We start from the raw sequence: 17,608 nt of genomic DNA on the forward strand, positions 1-17,608 counted from the left end.
TCTATGACGTAATGACTAATTTAAATGAAATTATTTGGCAATGTAGGCTTTACTGAAGTCCCAGTTAGCGCCGGTTGGGAAGTAGATAACACCCTTGACGTTAGACTTAACCAGTTGTGATTTCCCTTGTTGGTACAATGGGATGATCCCTTGGTTCTTCAATAACGTCTTCTAAGCGTCAACCAAGTCGGTCCAACGTGCGGCTTCATTGTTGGCATCTTTGCCATCAGCAGCGGCAATATCCTTGTCGTATGAAGCATTGATCCATTTCCCACGGTTGTAGGAATTGGTCTTGGTGAACATTTCCAGGAAGGAGATTGCATCAGGGTAATCAGCACCCCAGCCAGAGACAACGGCTTGGAACTGCCCGTTTTCAGAACGGCTCAACCGCGTCTTGAATGGGAGACTTTGGTTGGTGACCTTGATGCCGTCTAACTTCGACCATTGACTTTGAACAAATTCCAAGGTGTTCTTAGCTGCTGGCGTATCGTCAGCCGTTAATGTTAAGTCGTAGCTTGAACGACCAGTTTCCTTCAAAGCTTCTTTCCAAAGCTTTTTAGCTTTAGTCAAGTCTTGGGAAGTGGCTTCTGGAACGGCGGAAGCGGTGTTGAAGTCCTTACCCTTGTACGACATCAACCCAGTTGAGACCAGCCCTTTAGCTTCTGAGGAGCCATCGGCTAAGACCTTGTCCACAAATTGTTTCCGGTTGATGGCCAGTGATAAGGCTTGACGGGCCTTCTTGTTCTTCATCATGGTGTCTTTCCGTTGGTTCAATTCAATGTAGAACGTCGAAGCCCCCTTCCGTTCAACGTATTGTTTGTCATGCTTGTAGTTCTTTGGTTGTTGACCACTCAAGTAAGTGGCGTCCAGTTTGCCACTTTGGTATTGACTCAAAGAGGTTTGTGGATCCTTGATCGTCTTGAAGTTGATCTTCTTTAGTTTAACATTCTTTGCATTCCAGTACTTACTGTTTTTACTCAACGTCCAATTATCTGACGTTCCCGTCCAGTAGGTTAACTTGAACGGCCCGTTGTAGACATTGTTCTTAGCGTTCGTGGCGTACTTTTTACCGTATTTCTCAACGACTGTCTTGCTCTGTGGGAAGAACATTGGGCTAGCGGCTAAGGATGGGAAGTAATCCGTCGCCTGCGTCAAGGTCACAACTACTTTGTAATCGCCAACGGCTTTGACCCCTAAGCTAGAAACAGGTTTCTTGCTGGTCATGATTTCATTGGCGTTCTTAACTGGGGCATACATGTAAGCGTATTGCGAAGCTGTCTTCGGGTTCACAGTGCGTTGCCAGGCATAAACGAAATCTTTTGCGGTAACTTTGTCCCCGTTGCTCCAGTTAGATTTACGTAAATTGAAGGTGTAGGTTTTGCCGTCTTTAGAAACCTTGTAACTCTTGGCAACCCCAGGATGAATGCTGCTGTTCTTACCGAACCGTAACAGACCCTCACCAGTGTTGTTAAGCGTTTCGCCCGAAACGACGTCGGTGGCGGTAGCGGAATCCATAGATGGTAAAGCCGAAGCTTCCATCCAGTTTAACGTTTGCTTACTTGCTTCACTTGAACTGCTCGACGATGACCCACAGGCCGCAAGGATTACTGCGGCGAAAGTAGCCACCGTCCCCAGTTTGACTGCTGATTTGACTTTCATAAAATCCAACCCCTTTACGTGTAGTTGTGAAATAAATTGATAGCCTCAAATTTGATGTTTCCAATTGTATATTAGAAAACCATTAAAATCAATGCCAAATATTAATTTAAATTAACGAACTACTTGCAAATGCTGGTTTAATAGTCTTTAAAATGGCAAATTAAAATTAAATTACACATTTTTCTCATATTCGCATAACGTTTTGGTAACGGTTTCATCAGTTTATTCCTATTATAGGTTAAGTATTTAACCCAATTGTGTGACCTTCGCCTGAACTGTTTTTCGTCTCATTAACCACCTTCTTTTCTCTCAATTATCTTGAGAACCAAAAAAGTTGAGAATCGGCATCTACGCCGGCTCTCAACTTTTCTGATAAATTCTTACTTGCCAATGTAGGCTCTACTGAAGTCCCAGTTAGAACTTACTGGGAAGTAGATAACACCCTTGACGTTAGACTTCACTAATTGTGGCTTTCCACTTTGAGCGACTGGAATGATCCCTTGGTCCTTCAAGAGCACCTTTTGGGCATCAATCAAGTTCTGCCAACGAGCGGCTGGCTTGTTGGCGTTCTTGGTAGTAGCTTCATCAATCAACTTGTCGTATTGACTGTTCTTCCAACGACCATCGTTGTAAGTGTTGTTGGACGTGAACAGTGACAGGTCGGTGATTGGGTCTGGGAAGTCAGCCCCCCAAAGGGTGACAACGGCTTGGAAGTCCCCAGAAGCAGAGCGTGACAGCCGCGTCTTGTAAGGAATGTTGGCATTTGTGACCTTCAAACCAGACAACTTCGACCATTGACTCTGAACATATTCGGTCGTGCTCTTGCCTTCAGGCGTGTCATCGGCCGTTAAGGTCAGGTCATAGCTCTTGCGGCCCGTTTCCTTTAAGGCTTCCTTCCACAGCTTTTGGGCCTTAGCGACGTTGTGCTCAGTAGCCGCTGGAATCGTCCCTTGTTGCGCAAAGTCCTTGCCGTTACGGATAGCTAACCCACTAGTCACAATCCCAGTGGCAACCTTGGAACCATCGTCGAGAACCTTGTTGACGAATTGGCTCCGGTTGAGGGCCAGTGACAGAGCCTGACGGGCCTTGACATTTTGCATCATGCTGTCCTTACGTTGGTTCAGTTCAATATAAGAAACTCGAGAACTGTTCCGGGCATGGTATTCCTTATCGTGCTTGAAGTTCTTTGGTTGTTGACCACTCAAGTAGATGGCGTCGAGCTTACCACTCTGGTATTGACTCAAGGCCGTCTGAGGATCCTTAACCGCGTTAAACTTGATCTTATGTAACTTCACATGCTTAGCGTTCCAGTACTTGCTGTTCTTGGAAAGGGTCCAGTTATCGGAAGTCCCCGTCCAGTAGCTCAGCGTAAATGGCCCGTTGTAAACATTGTCTGCAGCGGTCGTCGCGTACTTCTTACCGTACTTTTCAACGACACTTTGGTTCTGCGGGAAGAACGCCGTCTGCGCAACTAACGTTGGGAAGTAGCTAACGGGATGCGTCAAGGTAACCTTAACCTTGTAATCCCCTTCAGCCTTGATTCCCAAGGTCGAGACGGCTTGCTTCCCCTTCATAATGGCGTTGGCATTAGCCACGTCGGCATAAAGGTAGGCGTATTGTGACCCCGTCTTTGGGTTCACGGTGCGTTGCCACCCGTAAACGAAATCTTTAGCGGTAACCTTGTCCCCGTTACTCCAATTAGACTTCCGGAGATTGAACGTATACGTCTTGCCATCCTTGGACTTGCTATAGCTCTTGGCGACACCGGGGTGCGTGCTACTGTTTTTCCCAAACTTCAGTAAACCTTCACCGGTGTTATTAAGCGTTTCACCGGAAACCACATCGGTTGCCAATGAGTTATCCATGGTGGGTAAGGTAGAACTTTCCATCCAGTTTAAGGTTTGATCCTTAGCCTGGCTGGCACTGTTCGAGGAGTTCCCACATCCTGCTAATGAAACTGCAGCGAGTGCGGCAACGGCTCCTAACGTAATTAATGACTTTGCCTGCATACTACTTCCGACCCTTCTCAATCTGTCATTTCCTCTCGACGTAAACGTCAGGACTCATTGTAGATTATAAAACGGTGAGAATCAACATGTTTTTTTAATTAATTTAATTTACTGGTAAAAAATCAACCGGATTTTGTCCTGCATGTTATACTCAACACAAGGACTTTAAGAGGAGGTCATCTCATGGAAGAAACCCCACGAACACCCGTCATTACGATTGGATTAAACGCTGGTCAGGCCACGTTTGATTACTCGATGACGGAACTTAAAAACTTGGTCGAAGCCAACAACATGACGGTGGTTGAGGAGATTCAACAATCACTCACCAAACCAAATCCCGGAACTTATTTCGGGACTGGCAAAGTTGAAGAATTGGCAACGATCGTGGCGGATGACGAAGTCAATGTCATCATCGTCAATGACGAACTGACCCCAAGTCAGATTCGTAACTTGGAGAATGGAACCAAGGCCCGGATCATTGACCGGACCGGCCTTATCCTCGAAATCTTCGCTAACCGGGCCCAGTCTCGTGAAGCCAAACTTCAGGTGCAATTGGCTATGCTCCAATACCAATTGCCTCGCCTGCACACGAGCGCCTCACAGCGACTGGACCAACAGACCGGTAGCGGTGGCGGTGGTGGTTTCACCAACCGTGGTTCCGGTGAATCTCAGACTGAAATGAGCCGGCGGACCATTCAACGGTCCATCAACCACGTCAACCACGAACTCAAGGAAATCAACCAGGCCGCTGCGACTCAGCGCCAACAGCGGGAACGTAATCAACTCCCTTCTGTCGCCCTGGTCGGCTATACCAACGCCGGTAAATCAACGTTGATGAATGCCCTGGTTCGCAAATTTGGTAAGAACGAAGACAAACAGGTCTTCGTCAAGGACATGCTGTTCGCCACGCTAGATACCAGTGTGCGGCAGCTGGTCTTCCCCGACCAAAAGAAAATGTTGCTGAGTGATACCGTTGGATTCGTTAGTCAGTTGCCAACACAACTGGTCAAGGCCTTCCGTTCAACGCTGGCTGAAGCTGCCAATGCCGACCTCTTGATTCAGGTCGTCGATTACGCCGATACCAACAAGGAAGCCATGATGGCCACGACCGAGAAGACTTTAATGGACATTGGTGTGACCGACGTGCCCATGATTACCGTCTTCAACAAGGCCGACTTGACCGAAGCCACCTACCCAACCCGGGCCGCCGACCAATTGGTTCTTTCCGCTCTGGATGACGACTCACTGGACCTGTTAGTTCAGGCGATCAAAGAGAAAGTCTTCCACAACTACGTCACAGCCAACTTCCTCATCCCCTTCTCTGAGGGTGAAGTGGTCTCCTATCTCAACGAAAACGCGCACGTTTTGAGTACGGACTACGTTGCGGATGGAACTGCCCTCAAGGTTGAACTCCAACAAGCCGACTTTGAGCGTTTCAAGCAGTTCGTCGTTACGAAAGAACATAGCTAAACTTGATTTTATGAGCCATCCTGGCACTCGCTAGGATGGCTTTTCTTGTTCTCAGTTCCGTTTAGGGATGTACTAAAACGATTAGTCTATCTTCAAGATTCGGCAACTGTGGCGGAACCACTCGCCTTACCGGCCGGTAGCTAGGGGCTGGAACGGTGCGAACACAACTTGAAGCCTCGAAGCCTACGAGTCTTCAAGCTTGGTTTTCTCCTAAGCCAGCGAGAAGATCACTCACTGACTAAGGAGAACGACGCCTGAGCCCCTATCTGCCAGCCTCACGGCTTAGATGGACCCACCAGGTCAACTTCAGGAGGAAGCCCTTGAAGTCAGTCATTGTGAAAGTTGAAGAACAGTCAAGTAATCCTCTCATAACCTAATTGCCAACAATTCACGCCACCCAGCTACCTGAATGTTTAAAAAAATAGCCTCGTTGCCTTTTATTCTTTGTCGCAGTAACGATAAATCTTAGCCGGAGGAGGCCAGGGATGGATCCAGCCGTGACGGTGGTGTTAGACCGAGTGCCCCTTTCTCGGCCTTACACCACCGGCGACTTTGAAGACCCGTGCCTCTGGCGGGGCTTCAAATCGAGCGAGAAGCCCACAGGGCTGAAGCGTCCCCACAGCAGGCGTAATCCCTGGCAGCCGCAGGCGACCAATTAACACAACTGCATACAAAAAAAACGCACCGAAAGTTCAATCGGTGCGTCGTTTCAAGTTCAAGTATTAAGCCTGACGCTTTTCCAAGTGGCGTGCCAGTAATGACAACAGGTAACAAACCACAAAGTACATCGCCGCAATGGCCACGAACATTGGAATAATGTAGTTGGTGTTCTGCCCATAAATAATCTGGGAACGGAACAACATTTCTGGCAAGAGAATAATCGTCGCTAACGACGTATCCTTAACCAGCGAAATGAATTGGCTCACAATTGCCGGGATCATCTTCACCAAAGCTTGTGGCAAGACGATATACCAGAGTCCTTGCCAGTAGGTTAACCCATTGGCTCGAGCCCCTTCCATCTGGCCAGAATCTACGGCTTGAATCCCTGAACGAACAATTTCGGCCAACATTGTCGATTCGAAGATGGTCATAGCGAGAATTGCCGCTGGAATAATTTCCGGCTTAACCCCCAGATTAGGTAACCCGAAGTAAGTAAAGAACAGAATCAAAATCAGTGGCAGGTTTCGAATCACATCGATCACGACGCCGACAATGGCAGAGACATACTTAATCTTGACGTAACGAATGACCCCTAGAATGGCTCCAATAATAAAGCTCCCGATGATGGAAATCACAGAGACTAGTAGCGTGATCCCCAGTCCGCCAAACAGATAGCGGAGGTTGTCAGGGGAGTAGGCGTTAATAAAGTTTTGTAGCATATCTATTCTCCTCCCCTAAGCTAACCGTTTTTCCAGGTAACGCATGTAGTAACTAATTGGTAACGTGATAACCAGATAGAGTACCCCGATCGCGGAGTAGGCCGCGATGGTTTGTAACGAACTTGAAGCAATCACGTTTCCCTGATACATCAAGTCGAAGCCACCCACGAAGGCCAGCGTCGAGGAGTTCTTAACCAGGTTCACAAATTGATTTCCTAATGGCGGAATCACGTACCGAAAAGCTTGTGGTAACACGATGTAGCGCATGCTTTGCCAGAAACTTAAGCCGTTAGCCCGTGCCCCTTCCATCTGACCCGGATCCACGGACTTAATCCCCGCCCGAACGGTTTCGGCAATGAAGGAAGACGTATACAACGTCAGCCCAATGGTCCCGGCGGTAAACCCATTCATCTTGACGACGTACAATGGGAAAACGACGAAGAAAAACATCGTGATGACCAGTAAGGGAATGTTCCGGAAAATTTCGATGTAGACTCTGGCGATACCGCGAGCAAACTTGCTGGGCGACTCTTCAAGCAGGGCGAAGAACGTCCCGATGATGAGGCTAAGGACCAAGGCAATCAGGCTACACAACAGCGTCTGACCTAGCCCATACAGGAGTGTTCCCCCATAATTCTGAAAGATACTAATCATTCTTTAGCCGCCTCCTCGTAGTCGAAGCCCTTCACGTTGTGGAACCACTTGTGAAGCAGCCGATTATATTCTCCATTAGCTCGGAGTTCTTTTAAGGCCTTATTGGTGGCCTTGACGAAGTCTTGTTGATTCTTATCAACCGCGATACCGTAAGGCTCGGAGACAAACGTGCCTCCCGTGACTACATAGCCTGGGTTCTGTACCGACATCCCATATAGAATCCCGTTATCGGTCGTCAACGCCTGTCCTTGACCGGACTTCAGGGCCGTCATGGCTTGCGCATAGTCGGTCAGCTGAAGCACCTTGGCGTTGGGTGCCACCTTGGCCACGTTCTCGACGGAGTCCGACCCAACAACCCCTAAGACCGTCCCCTTCTCACGGTTCAAGTCCTTAACGTTTTTGATCGCGCTCCCCTTCTTCACCAGAATTGATTGGCCGGCAAAGAAGTAGGTGTTCGAAAAGTCAACCTGTTTACGCCGCTCTGGCGTGTTGGTCATCGTGGCCATAATCGCGTCGATGTTCCCATTCTTTAACATGGGCATCCGGGTAGAACTCGTGACTTGAATGAACTTAGCTTTGGCCTTCTTCCCCAGCATCTGCTTGGTTAGGGCACTGGCTAGGTCCACTTCAAATCCTTTGATCTTCCCATCCTTGGTATCGAGGAGTCCGAACAACCGGGTATCGGCTTTGACTCCCCATGTAATCGTCTTGGACTGTTGATCCGTATGCCACACATTACGTGACGATAACGGCTTACTCCCGCAGGCCGTCAGTGTCACCGTGAGTGCAGTCAAGGCAATCAACAAGCCGAGACGTCGAATTAATCTTTTCATTTCGATATCCCCCCAACTAGTGAGTCAAAATCTTACTTAAGAATTGACGAGCCCGTTCATTGGTTGGCTGACCATCGAAGAACTGTTCCTTAGTGTCGTCTTCCAAAACGCGGCCATCCGCCATAAAAATAACCCGGTTGGCCACTTCACGAGCGAAGCCCATTTCGTGAGTCACGACGAGAGACGTCATACTGGAGTCTCTGGCAATCGTCTTCATAACATTCAGAACATCATCAATCATTTCCGGATCCAAGGCACTGGTGGGTTCATCGAACAGCAAACACTTTGGCTTCATAGCTAGTGACCGCGCAATGGCGATTCGTTGCTGTTGGCCCCCAGAGAGTTGTGAAGGCATCTTAGGCGCCTGGTCGGCCAGGCCCACGCGGTCAAGCATCTCCATGGCAACCTTCTTGTTCTCGGCTTCATCTCGGTGTAACACAATTCGTGGGGCTAACATGATGTTCTCCAAGATGGTCTTGTTGGCATAGAGATTAAAGTGTTGAAACACCATCCCCACGTTCTTGCGAATTCGGTTCATATCTGTCTTAGGGTTGGCAAGGTCTTGACCGTTCACGATCAGTTGCCCGTGACGAATGGATTCCAACCCATTGACGGTCCGGATCAGTGTCGACTTCCCGGAACCGGAAGGACCAATCAGCACGACCGTTTCGCCGGCCTCAATCGTCAGATTAATATTGTGAAGCGCGTGAAAGTCACCATAGTACTTTTCCACGTTGTGAAATTCAATCATTGACATAAGCTTTTCCCCCTGCTTGATTAATCGCATTTTTAAAAAATTGTTTCGGCTTACATGAATACTTATGCAAACTGATTATCCGTCGCGTTATCCCGCCGCCAAACGAATCCAGCGGCGACCTATCAACCCTCTCGACGATCGCGCGCATCCGCGTCGCGACCTGAATTGATTAGGGTCTAATTCAAAGTTTAAACCAAAAAAATAACCCGGTCAAAACAAACACTTCCCATATGGCGACCCCCGAAAAAAGTTTAGGCCGCTTAATATTAGATGTACCAGGGATTTTCTTCATGACGGTATCCCCTGAAAAAATAAATGTCTTGACGCCATGTTTGGTCGGAAAGTGACTAAATTTCCAATTTTCAGAGAAAATAAAAAGGCCCCGCGGCTAAATTACCTAGCCTGAGGTCCTTCACAGTTTTGTTATGCTATTGAACTTTCAATGCCATCCCTAATGATGGTAACGCGACGTCCGCGTCATCGGTTCCGACTCTCGAGTCGGCGTTACGGGTGACGTCTCACGGGTAACCCGTGAGGCTGTGGTTGTCGTTGACCCTTGGTGCTTATAGGCCAACTGCACGGCCACTTGGAAATCATTGTCCTGTTCGATCAGACTCGTCCGACCGAGAACCTTGAAAGGTCCCCCGACCAACGTGGCATTGGCCAGATACAATTCGATCTGGTCCTGAACGTCAGCTACCTTTTGAAGGCCAACCGTCGCTACTACCCCAACCCGCTGCTTTTCCGCTTGGTTAATACCAGCATAAACCACGAGCTGATTGTCTTGGGTCTGCATCTCAAAGTAAGGGATCAGCACCCCTGGCCCCGAAGCGTAGACTGGCTTTCCGAATTTCCGAACCTGATCGGTAATCTCGCGGTCACCGAGACCGGAATAATCCATTCGCAGCAATTGATTCTGCTGTAACCGAGTTGCCAGATTCTGAATATTCTGTAATTCGATTGTGGATGATGACAATTTCCCGGGCAATATCTTTTTCTCATCAAAATACCCATTGGCTGGAATGTTGCGACCCCCAATGACCGGCTTACCCGTTTCCAGGTCGGCGTCCTTGGGCTTCATGTGCAGCCACTTCTCAATCTTCGGTGAGATGTCGAAGGGTGCCTTCTTCTTGGTGAAGTAGTACATCGTATTGAGATAAACGAAGTAGAGCATCACCACGGCAATCGCCAGAATTAACAATCCCCAGAAAGGATGGCCATTTTGGAGATAACGGAACCCAATGTAGAACAGGTAGAGATTTCCTAGGACCCCGAGCACCGTGTAAATGCGGTTCTTCAGCTTAACACTCACATTGATATAACCTAAGTAGTGGTTAATCATATCCAGAAAACTAAGCATTATCGGTCCCCCTTTCTGTCTTATTCACCCGCGTTAGTGGTCCCACTGTAAGTGTGAGAACTCTGGGTGGTCGTATCGTTTGCCGTGTCATCAGAAGTCCCGGCATCATCTTCCGTCGTGTCATGAGTACTGGACGAGGTCGTCGATGAAGACGACGTTCCAGTATTGCCAGTCGACGTGTCATGCGAATTTTCCGTTTCCGACGTGCTGTCCGCCGAAGAACTCTGCGTCGTCGATGAACTACTACTGCTACTGCTTTCGTCAGACGACTCACTGCTAGAGGAATCCGAATCCTTTTTCTTCTTTGAGCTATCGTCGCTTTCCTTTTTCTTAGAACTCGTCGACGAATTCGACACAACTGAGGAGGTCTGCGAAGTCCGCGTCGCTCCTTCATTAGTCTTGGTGACCGAATTGGTAACCACGTTAGTCGCCCCGAGTGCCAAGGCCATTGAGACCAAGGCAAATGGCGTGATAAACGGTGGTGTGCGGTATGCCATGTCGTCATCCTCCCTTCACAATTACTCATTACATCTATTATCCCACGTGGAACTCAAAAATCTCTCAAATTTCTCTTAATTTTTAGCTAAGCTCTCAGTGGTTACACCGGCCGCCTTGCAGTCGGCACAGAGGCCATACAGTTCAAAGCTATGACCGGTCACTTCACACCCTGGCAGTTGATCCGTGAAGAACGCCATGGGGCACATCTTTAGTTCCATCACCTTACCACAATTCTGGCAGATGAAGTGATGGTGATGGGGATGCCGTGCGTCACACTGGTACTTGACACGCGTCCGCTCCTGTTCCGTGTTTTGTTCGACAATGCCGACTTCCTCGAACTCTTTCAAGTTGCGATAGACGGTGTTATGACTCATCCCCGGGAACTCGGTGCGCATGTAAGCATCGACGGTCACCACATCCGTGTAATGGCTCTGGTTGGTTAGCAAAAATTCTAACAACGCGTGCCGTTGCTTGGTTAACTTCAACTTATTCTTTCTTAAAACAGCCACAGCGGCGTTTAACGATTCTGCCATGATGGGCGGCCTCCTTCTCAAATTTTGTCCGAATTCCTTGATAGTGTCGCATATTTCAGGGATAAACTCAACCAAATCGCTTAGTCTGCCTGCAAGGTACGCATCAGGTTGGCCAGCTTAACTTGGGTCTGAGACCAGTTATCATTGTTGATCTGAATAGCACGTCCCTGTAAGGCTAGTGGCATGGTCAGATCACGTCGATACTCGGCACTAGCAAAGCGCTGTTGGACCATCAGCTGGTCATCCCCGCGGCGCGTCACCCGATGCATCAATGACTCGGGATCACTCACCGTTAGGAATAGCACCACGGCCTGGTCCCCCAACTCTTCCTGATAGGTCACCGCACCCTTGGAATCAAGGACGATGGCCACGAAAGGACTCCGTTCGAACCCCGCCGCCAAGCCTTCACGCGAAGACCCGTACCGATAGCCAGCGTAGTGAACCGATTCCAAATAGTGCTTCTGTTCAAAACTCGTGGCCGTTTCGAAATAGTAATCACGCCCATCAACTTCGCCGGGACGGGGATGCCGAGTGGTGTGCGTGATTACTTTGGTGACTGGATAGTGTTCGACCAGGTAGTCTTGAACTGTCGTTTTACCGGTCCCCGTCGCCCCGGTAATCACTAAGACTTTATTTGCCATGGGTCGACCCCACTAGATAGTCGTTGGCCTGGTCCAATAAGCCTTTAAGGTTGTCAAATGTCAGCCGATCGCGGGCCTCACTGTAAGGCAACCAGGCCGTGGCACTGATTTCAATCTTTTGCCGGTCAATTGTCACAGTCGTTGGAACCTCTGCCGTAAAAAGCACCACGTGTTTGTGATGGCCATTGGCCATGTCGTAGTCGAGGTCAGCATGAAATTCCGTCGCCACGTCAACTTCTAAGCCCGTCTCTTCACGAATCTCACGTTGGGCCGTAGCAACATCCGTCTCTTGTCCTTCAACGTGACCTTTAGGAAATCCCCAGAAGTCACTGGTAGCACTCTTTAACAATAAATAATAGGGCACACCAGCACGGCGCTGATAAACCACGGCGCCACTTGCACGTTCAGTAATCATGACTAGCGTTCCTCCTCGTTATTAGTTCTGTTCTATTTTAGCCCGAAAGTCCCCCTAACGGAAAGGTTTTCCTTGGTATTTTTAAAAACAACTAGCAACTCTCATTGACTTTTAATTTAAGTCTAGGGTACACTATCCGAGATATCACCATTAATTAAGGAGGCTTCTTATGGCTATTTCGCGAATTTTCCGCCGCGAACGCTTAGATAATTATTTAGAAAGTGACCAGCACTTTGCCAAGACGATGTCGGCAAAGGACTTGATGTCACTGGGTATTGGCGCGGTGATTGGGACCGGGATCTTCATTCTCCCCGGGACCATCGCAGCCCAGTACAGCGGACCGGGAATCGTGTTGTCTTTTCTCCTCGCCGCTATCGTCTGTTCCACTGCGGCGATGTGCTACGCCGAATTTGCCTCCGTCCTACCGGTCGCCGGATCTGCTTACTCCTACGGAAACCTGGTCTTCGGCGAAATCATTGGCTGGGTCCTGGGATGGGCCCTTATCCTGGAGTATGTGTTGGCCGTGGCCGCCGTCGCCAATTCCTTCGGGGCGTATTTTAACTCCCTTCTGAAGGGATTCCACTTAGCCCTACCGACGGCTGTGACGGGGCCTTATGACCCGGCTCACGGCACCTACGGCAATATCATTGCCATCCTCGTCGTCATCCTGATTAGCTGGCTGCTCAGCCGAGGCATGCGAGAATCGATGCGTATTAACAATGTCATCGTGATCGTTAAAATTGCCATTATTATTCTTTTCGTCTTGGTGGGCATCTTCTACGTCAAACCAGCTAATTGGCACCCCTTCGCTCCCTTTGGCACCAAAGGAATTCTCCGGGGCGCCTCGACCGTGTTCTTTGCTTACTTAGGTTTCGACGTTGTCTCGGCCTCTGCCGCCGAAGTCAAGAATCCCAAAAAGAACATGCCGATTGGGATCATTGGCACCCTTGTCGTGGCCTCCGTGCTCTACATGTTGGTGGCCGTGGTCCTCACGGGGATGGTGCACTACACACGCCTCAACGTGGCCGACCCCGTGGCCTTTGCCCTAACGCTGGTCCATCAAGATTGGACATCCGGAATTATCTCGCTGGGGGCACTCGCGGGGATGTTCACCATGATGGTCACCATGATTTACAGTTCGTCTCGTCTAATCTACTCGATCGGTCGTGACGGTCTGTTACCAAAGTTCTTAGGTAAGATCGACGATGAAACGGGAACTCCCCGGAACAGTCTCGCCGTGATTACCGTGGTCATTGCGCTTCTCGGGGGCTTCGTTCCCCTAGCCCAACTGACCAACTTGGTAAACATCGGGACTCTGGTGGCCTTCCTCTTCGTATCCTTCGGGATTTTGCGGCTCCGGCATCTCAAGGGCCTACCCCAAAACTCTGGTTTCAAGGTCCCCCTCTATCCCGTCTTGCCCATTATTTCGGGACTCCTGTGCTTTGGCATGATGCTTCAGTTACCCGCCGAAACCTGGATGGCATCATCCATTTGGTTTGCGCTTGGCCTGGTAATTTATTTCAGCTATGGCTTACATCACAGCCGCTTAAATGATCAGGATTAAAATTAGTTAGTCAGACTTTAGAAAAGGTAGGCGATCGTTTTGCGTAATCAACAGTTTGCTATTCGACCGACGCAGCCGGCACAAGCCCTGCGCGAGCTCGAAGAGATTCATTTTTTAACGACGGACAATCAGGATTTAACTAGTCCTACCGCCCTGCTCCTAAATTTCTATGACTTGAGTTGGCCGGAATATCAGGCCTCTGCCAGCGTTACCGCGCAGTTAGCCAATCTCATGGCAACCCCAGACGAGGATGGTTGGACGTACCTGACCACTCACGACGCGTTACCCGTCACGGTGTTCTACAACCTGGCGCTCCAACGCCTGGGCTTCAGTCCAGAGCTGGACTTCCAGCTGGCCGATCCCCTCGCTGCCATGGCCAAGATCCAACTGCCCATCAGTGATCACGCTACTGCCAACTTTACCGTTGACGAATTAAAACAAGCTTGGTATCTGTTGCTAACCACCCATACCAAAGATGGTCAAAGCTTTCTGGACCACCTCACGACGCACGGCTATTTTGCTTCCTTTGTGACCGATCCCAGCGTGCCTAAGCCTTTAATCTTCAATGGTAAGGCCCAGGCCGTCTTCGATACGACTCACTTAATCCGGGAGGTCGTCTACGTCGAGAGTCCCCAAGACACCGACCATGACGGTCACCGTGACCTCCTTAAGGCCGAGATCATCCGTCCGGTGGAAACGTCGACGGGCCTCAAGGTTCCGGTACTTTACACCGCTAGTCCCTACAATCAGGGCACCAACGATGAGGCTGGGGAGGCGTTGACCCACAACGTCAACGTGCCACTACAACCTAAGCAACCCCAACAGGTGACTTTGGCTGATTTAGCCGCACCCGCACCCGACGACGTCCCGGACCCGCGTCCAGTCACCACCAGCACGCACGTGGCCGCCGAAACCTTTGCTCGAGAACAGTCGTACACCTTAAACGACTACTTCTTAGCCCGAGGGTTTGCCGTGGTCTACGCTGCAGGCATTGGAACCAAGGATTCCGATGGGGTTCGCACCACTGGAGACCCCGAAGAAACAACGTCAACCATCGCCATCATCGAATGGCTGGCTGGCAACCGCACCGCCTTTACCACCCGTGCCGCTACCGAAGCCATCCCAGCTTGGTGGAGCAATCACCAAGTGGCCATGACCGGTCGTTCCTACTTAGGAACACTAGCGACCGCTGCCGCAACTAGCGGTGTCACGGGTCTCAAAACCATCATCAGTGAAGCCGCTATTTCCAACTGGTATGATTACTACCGCGACGGTGGCTTAGTCATTGCCCCCGGTGGTTTTCCCGGTGAAGACGCCGACGTCCTAGCCGAAGAAACCTTTAGTCGTGAATTGTTACCTGGTGACTATCACCGCATTCAGGCTAAATGGCAGGCCGATCTGGCAAGCATCACCCATGATCAGGACCGCGTCACTGGAAACTACAATAGTTTCTGGCACGCGCGAAATTACCTCAAGCATGCTCAAAACATCAAGGCCGATCTGCTCTTAGTTCACGGCCTCAACGACTGGAACGTCAAGCCCCGCAACGTCAATAATCTTTGGAATGCGGTACGCGACCTCCCCGTCACCAAGAAACTTATCCTGCACCAAGGACAACACATCTACATCAATGCCTTTCGTTCGATCGACTACACTGATATCGTCAATCTCTGGTTAACCCACGAACTCTTAGGTGTTGACAACCAAGCAGACACCCTGCTGCCAAATGTCATCATCCAGGACAATGTCGAGCCTGAAACCTGGCATGCAACTGAGGACTGGGATAACCCCGCCAACAACGAGCGGGTCTTCAATCTCCAGCACGACGAACTAGTTGATGCCGGCACCCAGGACCCACAGCCCTATGCCACCAGCTTCAACGACCAGCTCCCCGTGGCACAATACCAACGCTACACCAAGGACGTCGCCGCTTGGCAGAAAGACCTGCTCGGCGACAAGCATAACGACCTCTTCGGTCACCGACTACTCTTCAAGTCTGCGGTCCTGACCAATGACTTGATCCTAGATGGAAAGCCAACTGTGACCTTACAGGTGGCGGTTAACCAACCTGTCGGCATGCTGAGCTTTCAAGTCGTCGACTACGGTGAAGCAGCCCGCCTAGGGGTCAGTCCCACCATTCTCGCCCGCAAGGCTCTTGATGAGGGCTACCGTTGGCGTGAGGACGACCTGCGCGAGTTCCAGCTAGCCGCACCGACGCCTTGGAAGATGATTACCAAGGGTCATCGCAACCTGCAGAACCGTACCAATGCCTACCAGGTTGACGAGCTCAAGCCCAACCAATTCTACGATCTCACCGTCACCCTCCAACCGACACACTACAAGTTGTTAGCTGGCCATCAACTCGGCCTCGTCATCTACGCTACTGACTTTGGCATGACGGTTCGTGGCAATCAGGATTTACAATATTCCATCCAGTTGGCCCAGGCTAATTTGGCCATTCCAACCGTGACGGACTAGCTTGAATTTACAGGTCACGGTTTCGTAACTAAGATAACAGTGATAAAATAATAATAACTTTATTAGAAACGGAGGCTTTCCCATGAAACAAGGAACCACGATTATCACGCTAGACAACGGCTACCACCTCTGGACCAACACCCAAGGCACTGGTGACATTCACCTGCTCGCCTTACACGGTGGCCCTGGTGGCAACCACGAATACTGGGAAGACACCGCGAAACAGTTAGCGAACCAAGGGCTCAACGTCCAGGTTCACATGTACGATCAACTCGGGTCCTGGTATTCAGACCAACCCGACTATAGCGACCCCGCGATCGCTAAAAAGTACCTGACTTACGACTACTTCTTAGACGAAGTTGAATAAGTTCGGCAAAAATTAGGCATCGATCAATTTTATTTGATTGGCCAATCATGGGGTGGCGCGTTAGTTCAAATGTACGCTGCTAAGTATGGTCAACACTTAAAGGGTGCCATCATTTCATCCATGGTTGATAACATCGACGAATACGTTGAAAGCATCAACCATATCCGGGAAACGGTACTTTCCGCCGACCAAGTGGCTTACATGCAACAGGTCGAAGCCAACGGCAACTACGACGACGCCAAATACCAGAGCTACGTGGGCATCTTAAACGATGGCTACGTTGACCGGAAGAAGCCCGCCGCTATCTCCCACCTGATTGACACCACGGCCACTGCCGTTTACGGGGCCTTCCAAGGGGACAACGAATTCGTTATCAAGGGTAAGCTCAAGGAATGGAACTTCCGTGAACACCTGAAGGAAATCCAAGTGCCAACGCTCTTGACCTTCGGTGAACATGAAACCATGCCAATTGCCACCGGTAAAAAGATGGCAGAACTGATTCCACATTCTCGCTTCGTGACGACGCCTGAAGGTGGTCACCACCACATGATCGACAATGCCCCGGTCTACTATGACCATTTGGCAACGTTTATCCGCGACGTGGAATCTGACAACTTTAACGCTTAATTACTAACACTTGAGATCCTCGTTGCTTTTCACAGTGACGAGGATTTTCCGTACAAAAAAGGAGGCTGTGACATAACTGACCTCTATAGGACAAGAATAAGGCACGAAACCGAATTTTGGTTTCGTGCCTTATTTCTATGCTCTTGATTCTTAATCCATTTTTCTCTAGTAGAGACTAACTTGAGGATGTTCAATGCCAGAACGAGGATTCCAGTTTCTTTTTTGACCTTTTCTAGGCCGCGTACCGAATAGCGATGGAAATGCAAATAAGCCTTCGTCTTGCCAAAAATTGGCTCTACATCAATCTTTCGACGCCCATAGATAGCCTTGTTTTCTGGTTTTGAAAGCTGTGTGCGTTCCTTAG

At 49.7% G+C, this 17,608-nt stretch carries 13 protein-coding genes and 3 pseudogenes; 4 read left to right on the forward strand and 12 right to left on the reverse strand.

The genetic code is table 11. The features are described 5' to 3' along the window. Positions 1-30 precede the first annotated feature (30 nt). Both EKM70_RS08365 and EKM70_RS08370 read right to left on the reverse strand, forming a co-directional pair. Positions 31-1,659, reverse strand: a pseudogene (locus EKM70_RS08365) (peptide ABC transporter substrate-binding protein). A gap of 380 nt (positions 1,660-2,039) precedes the next feature. Beyond that, entirely contained in the window at positions 2,040-3,668 is a 1,629-nt protein-coding gene (locus EKM70_RS08370) for a peptide ABC transporter substrate-binding protein (RefSeq protein ID WP_125546970.1), read from the reverse strand. Between the two features lie 183 nt (positions 3,669-3,851). On the opposite strand from EKM70_RS08370, the gene hflX reads away from it, so the two are divergent. Then, a complete protein-coding gene (hflX, locus tag EKM70_RS08375) occupies positions 3,852-5,138 on the forward strand; it encodes a GTPase HflX (RefSeq protein WP_125546972.1) in 1,287 nt (428 codons plus the stop codon). Positions 5,139-5,860: 722 nt separating this feature from the next. Here the strand turns inward: hflX and EKM70_RS08380 are convergent. From EKM70_RS08380 to EKM70_RS08420, 9 genes are all read right to left on the reverse strand, one after another. Further along, a complete protein-coding gene (locus EKM70_RS08380) occupies positions 5,861-6,517 on the reverse strand; it encodes an amino acid ABC transporter permease (protein WP_125546974.1) in 657 nt (218 codons plus the stop codon). A 15-nt stretch (positions 6,518-6,532) separates the two neighbouring features. Continuing rightward, positions 6,533-7,171: an amino acid ABC transporter permease gene (locus EKM70_RS08385; protein ID WP_125546976.1), complete on the reverse strand. Its 639-nt coding sequence runs from the start codon at positions 7,169-7,171 to the stop codon at positions 6,533-6,535. After that, complete coding sequence (locus EKM70_RS08390; RefSeq protein WP_125546978.1) at positions 7,168-8,004, reverse strand: transporter substrate-binding domain-containing protein; 837 nt, start codon at positions 8,002-8,004, stop codon at positions 7,168-7,170. The genes EKM70_RS08385 and EKM70_RS08390 overlap by 4 nt, the downstream gene beginning before the upstream one ends. 16 nt (positions 8,005-8,020) lie before the next feature. Next, a complete protein-coding gene (locus EKM70_RS08395) occupies positions 8,021-8,761 on the reverse strand; it encodes an amino acid ABC transporter ATP-binding protein (RefSeq protein WP_125546980.1) in 741 nt (246 codons plus the stop codon). Positions 8,762-9,212: 451 nt separating this feature from the next. Next, positions 9,213-10,121, reverse strand: a complete 909-nt coding sequence (locus EKM70_RS08400; protein WP_125546982.1) for a DUF6681 family protein — start codon at positions 10,119-10,121, stop codon at positions 9,213-9,215. Positions 10,122-10,141: 20 nt separating this feature from the next. After that, positions 10,142-10,618: a hypothetical protein gene (locus EKM70_RS08405; RefSeq protein ID WP_125546983.1), complete on the reverse strand. Its 477-nt coding sequence runs from the start codon at positions 10,616-10,618 to the stop codon at positions 10,142-10,144. A 75-nt stretch (positions 10,619-10,693) separates the two neighbouring features. Next, positions 10,694-11,152, reverse strand: coding sequence for a Fur family transcriptional regulator (locus EKM70_RS08410; RefSeq protein ID WP_125546985.1), 459 nt, complete (start codon positions 11,150-11,152; stop codon positions 10,694-10,696). Positions 11,153-11,232: 80 nt separating this feature from the next. Continuing rightward, positions 11,233-11,793 carry a nucleoside/nucleotide kinase family protein gene (locus EKM70_RS08415; protein ID WP_125546987.1) on the reverse strand — a complete coding sequence of 187 codons (561 nt, stop codon included), beginning with the start codon at positions 11,791-11,793 and terminating at the stop codon, positions 11,233-11,235. After that, a complete protein-coding gene (locus EKM70_RS08420) occupies positions 11,783-12,208 on the reverse strand; it encodes a bis(5'-nucleosyl)-tetraphosphatase (protein WP_125546989.1) in 426 nt (141 codons plus the stop codon). Before EKM70_RS08420 ends, EKM70_RS08415 begins: the two co-directional genes overlap by 11 nt. Before the next feature lie 169 nt (positions 12,209-12,377). Between EKM70_RS08420 and EKM70_RS08425 the strand changes: the two genes are divergently transcribed. The 3 genes and pseudogenes from EKM70_RS08425 to EKM70_RS08435 all read left to right on the forward strand — a co-directional run bounded on the left by EKM70_RS08425 (position 12,378) and on the right by EKM70_RS08435 (position 17,244). Beyond that, entirely contained in the window at positions 12,378-13,772 is a 1,395-nt protein-coding gene (locus EKM70_RS08425) for an APC family permease (protein WP_125546991.1), read from the forward strand. Positions 13,773-13,811: 39 nt separating this feature from the next. Beyond that, entirely contained in the window at positions 13,812-16,250 is a 2,439-nt protein-coding gene (locus EKM70_RS08430) for a Xaa-Pro dipeptidyl-peptidase (protein WP_125546992.1), read from the forward strand. A gap of 82 nt (positions 16,251-16,332) precedes the next feature. Next, positions 16,333-17,244, forward strand: a pseudogene (locus EKM70_RS08435) (proline-specific peptidase family protein). A 3-nt stretch (positions 17,245-17,247) separates the two neighbouring features. On the opposite strand, the pseudogene EKM70_RS08440 reads toward EKM70_RS08435, so the two are convergent. Then, positions 17,248-17,608: pseudogene (locus EKM70_RS08440) on the reverse strand (transposase); the annotation flags it as partial.

The sequence above is a fragment of the Levilactobacillus lindianensis genome, from assembly GCF_003946095.1.
In the GTDB taxonomy this organism is placed as follows: Bacteria; Bacillota; Bacilli; order Lactobacillales; family Lactobacillaceae; genus Levilactobacillus; species Levilactobacillus lindianensis.

Coding starts and splice junctions, on each gene's coding strand:
- EKM70_RS08370 (WP_125546970.1), bottom strand. CDS start 3,668: ATGCAGGCAAAGTCATTAATTACGTTAGGAGCCGTTGCCGCACTCGCT.
- hflX (WP_125546972.1), top strand. CDS start 3,852: ATGGAAGAAACCCCACGAACACCCGTCATTACGATTGGATTAAACGCT.
- EKM70_RS08380 (WP_125546974.1), bottom strand. CDS start 6,517: ATGCTACAAAACTTTATTAACGCCTACTCCCCTGACAACCTCCGCTAT.
- EKM70_RS08385 (WP_125546976.1), bottom strand. CDS start 7,171: ATGATTAGTATCTTTCAGAATTATGGGGGAACACTCCTGTATGGGCTA.
- EKM70_RS08390 (WP_125546978.1), bottom strand. CDS start 8,004: ATGAAAAGATTAATTCGACGTCTCGGCTTGTTGATTGCCTTGACTGCA.
- EKM70_RS08395 (WP_125546980.1), bottom strand. CDS start 8,761: ATGTCAATGATTGAATTTCACAACGTGGAAAAGTACTATGGTGACTTT.
- EKM70_RS08400 (WP_125546982.1), bottom strand. CDS start 10,121: ATGCTTAGTTTTCTGGATATGATTAACCACTACTTAGGTTATATCAAT.
- EKM70_RS08405 (WP_125546983.1), bottom strand. CDS start 10,618: ATGGCATACCGCACACCACCGTTTATCACGCCATTTGCCTTGGTCTCA.
- EKM70_RS08410 (WP_125546985.1), bottom strand. CDS start 11,152: ATGGCAGAATCGTTAAACGCCGCTGTGGCTGTTTTAAGAAAGAATAAG.
- EKM70_RS08415 (WP_125546987.1), bottom strand. CDS start 11,793: ATGGCAAATAAAGTCTTAGTGATTACCGGGGCGACGGGGACCGGTAAA.
- EKM70_RS08420 (WP_125546989.1), bottom strand. CDS start 12,208: ATGATTACTGAACGTGCAAGTGGCGCCGTGGTTTATCAGCGCCGTGCT.
- EKM70_RS08425 (WP_125546991.1), top strand. CDS start 12,378: ATGGCTATTTCGCGAATTTTCCGCCGCGAACGCTTAGATAATTATTTA.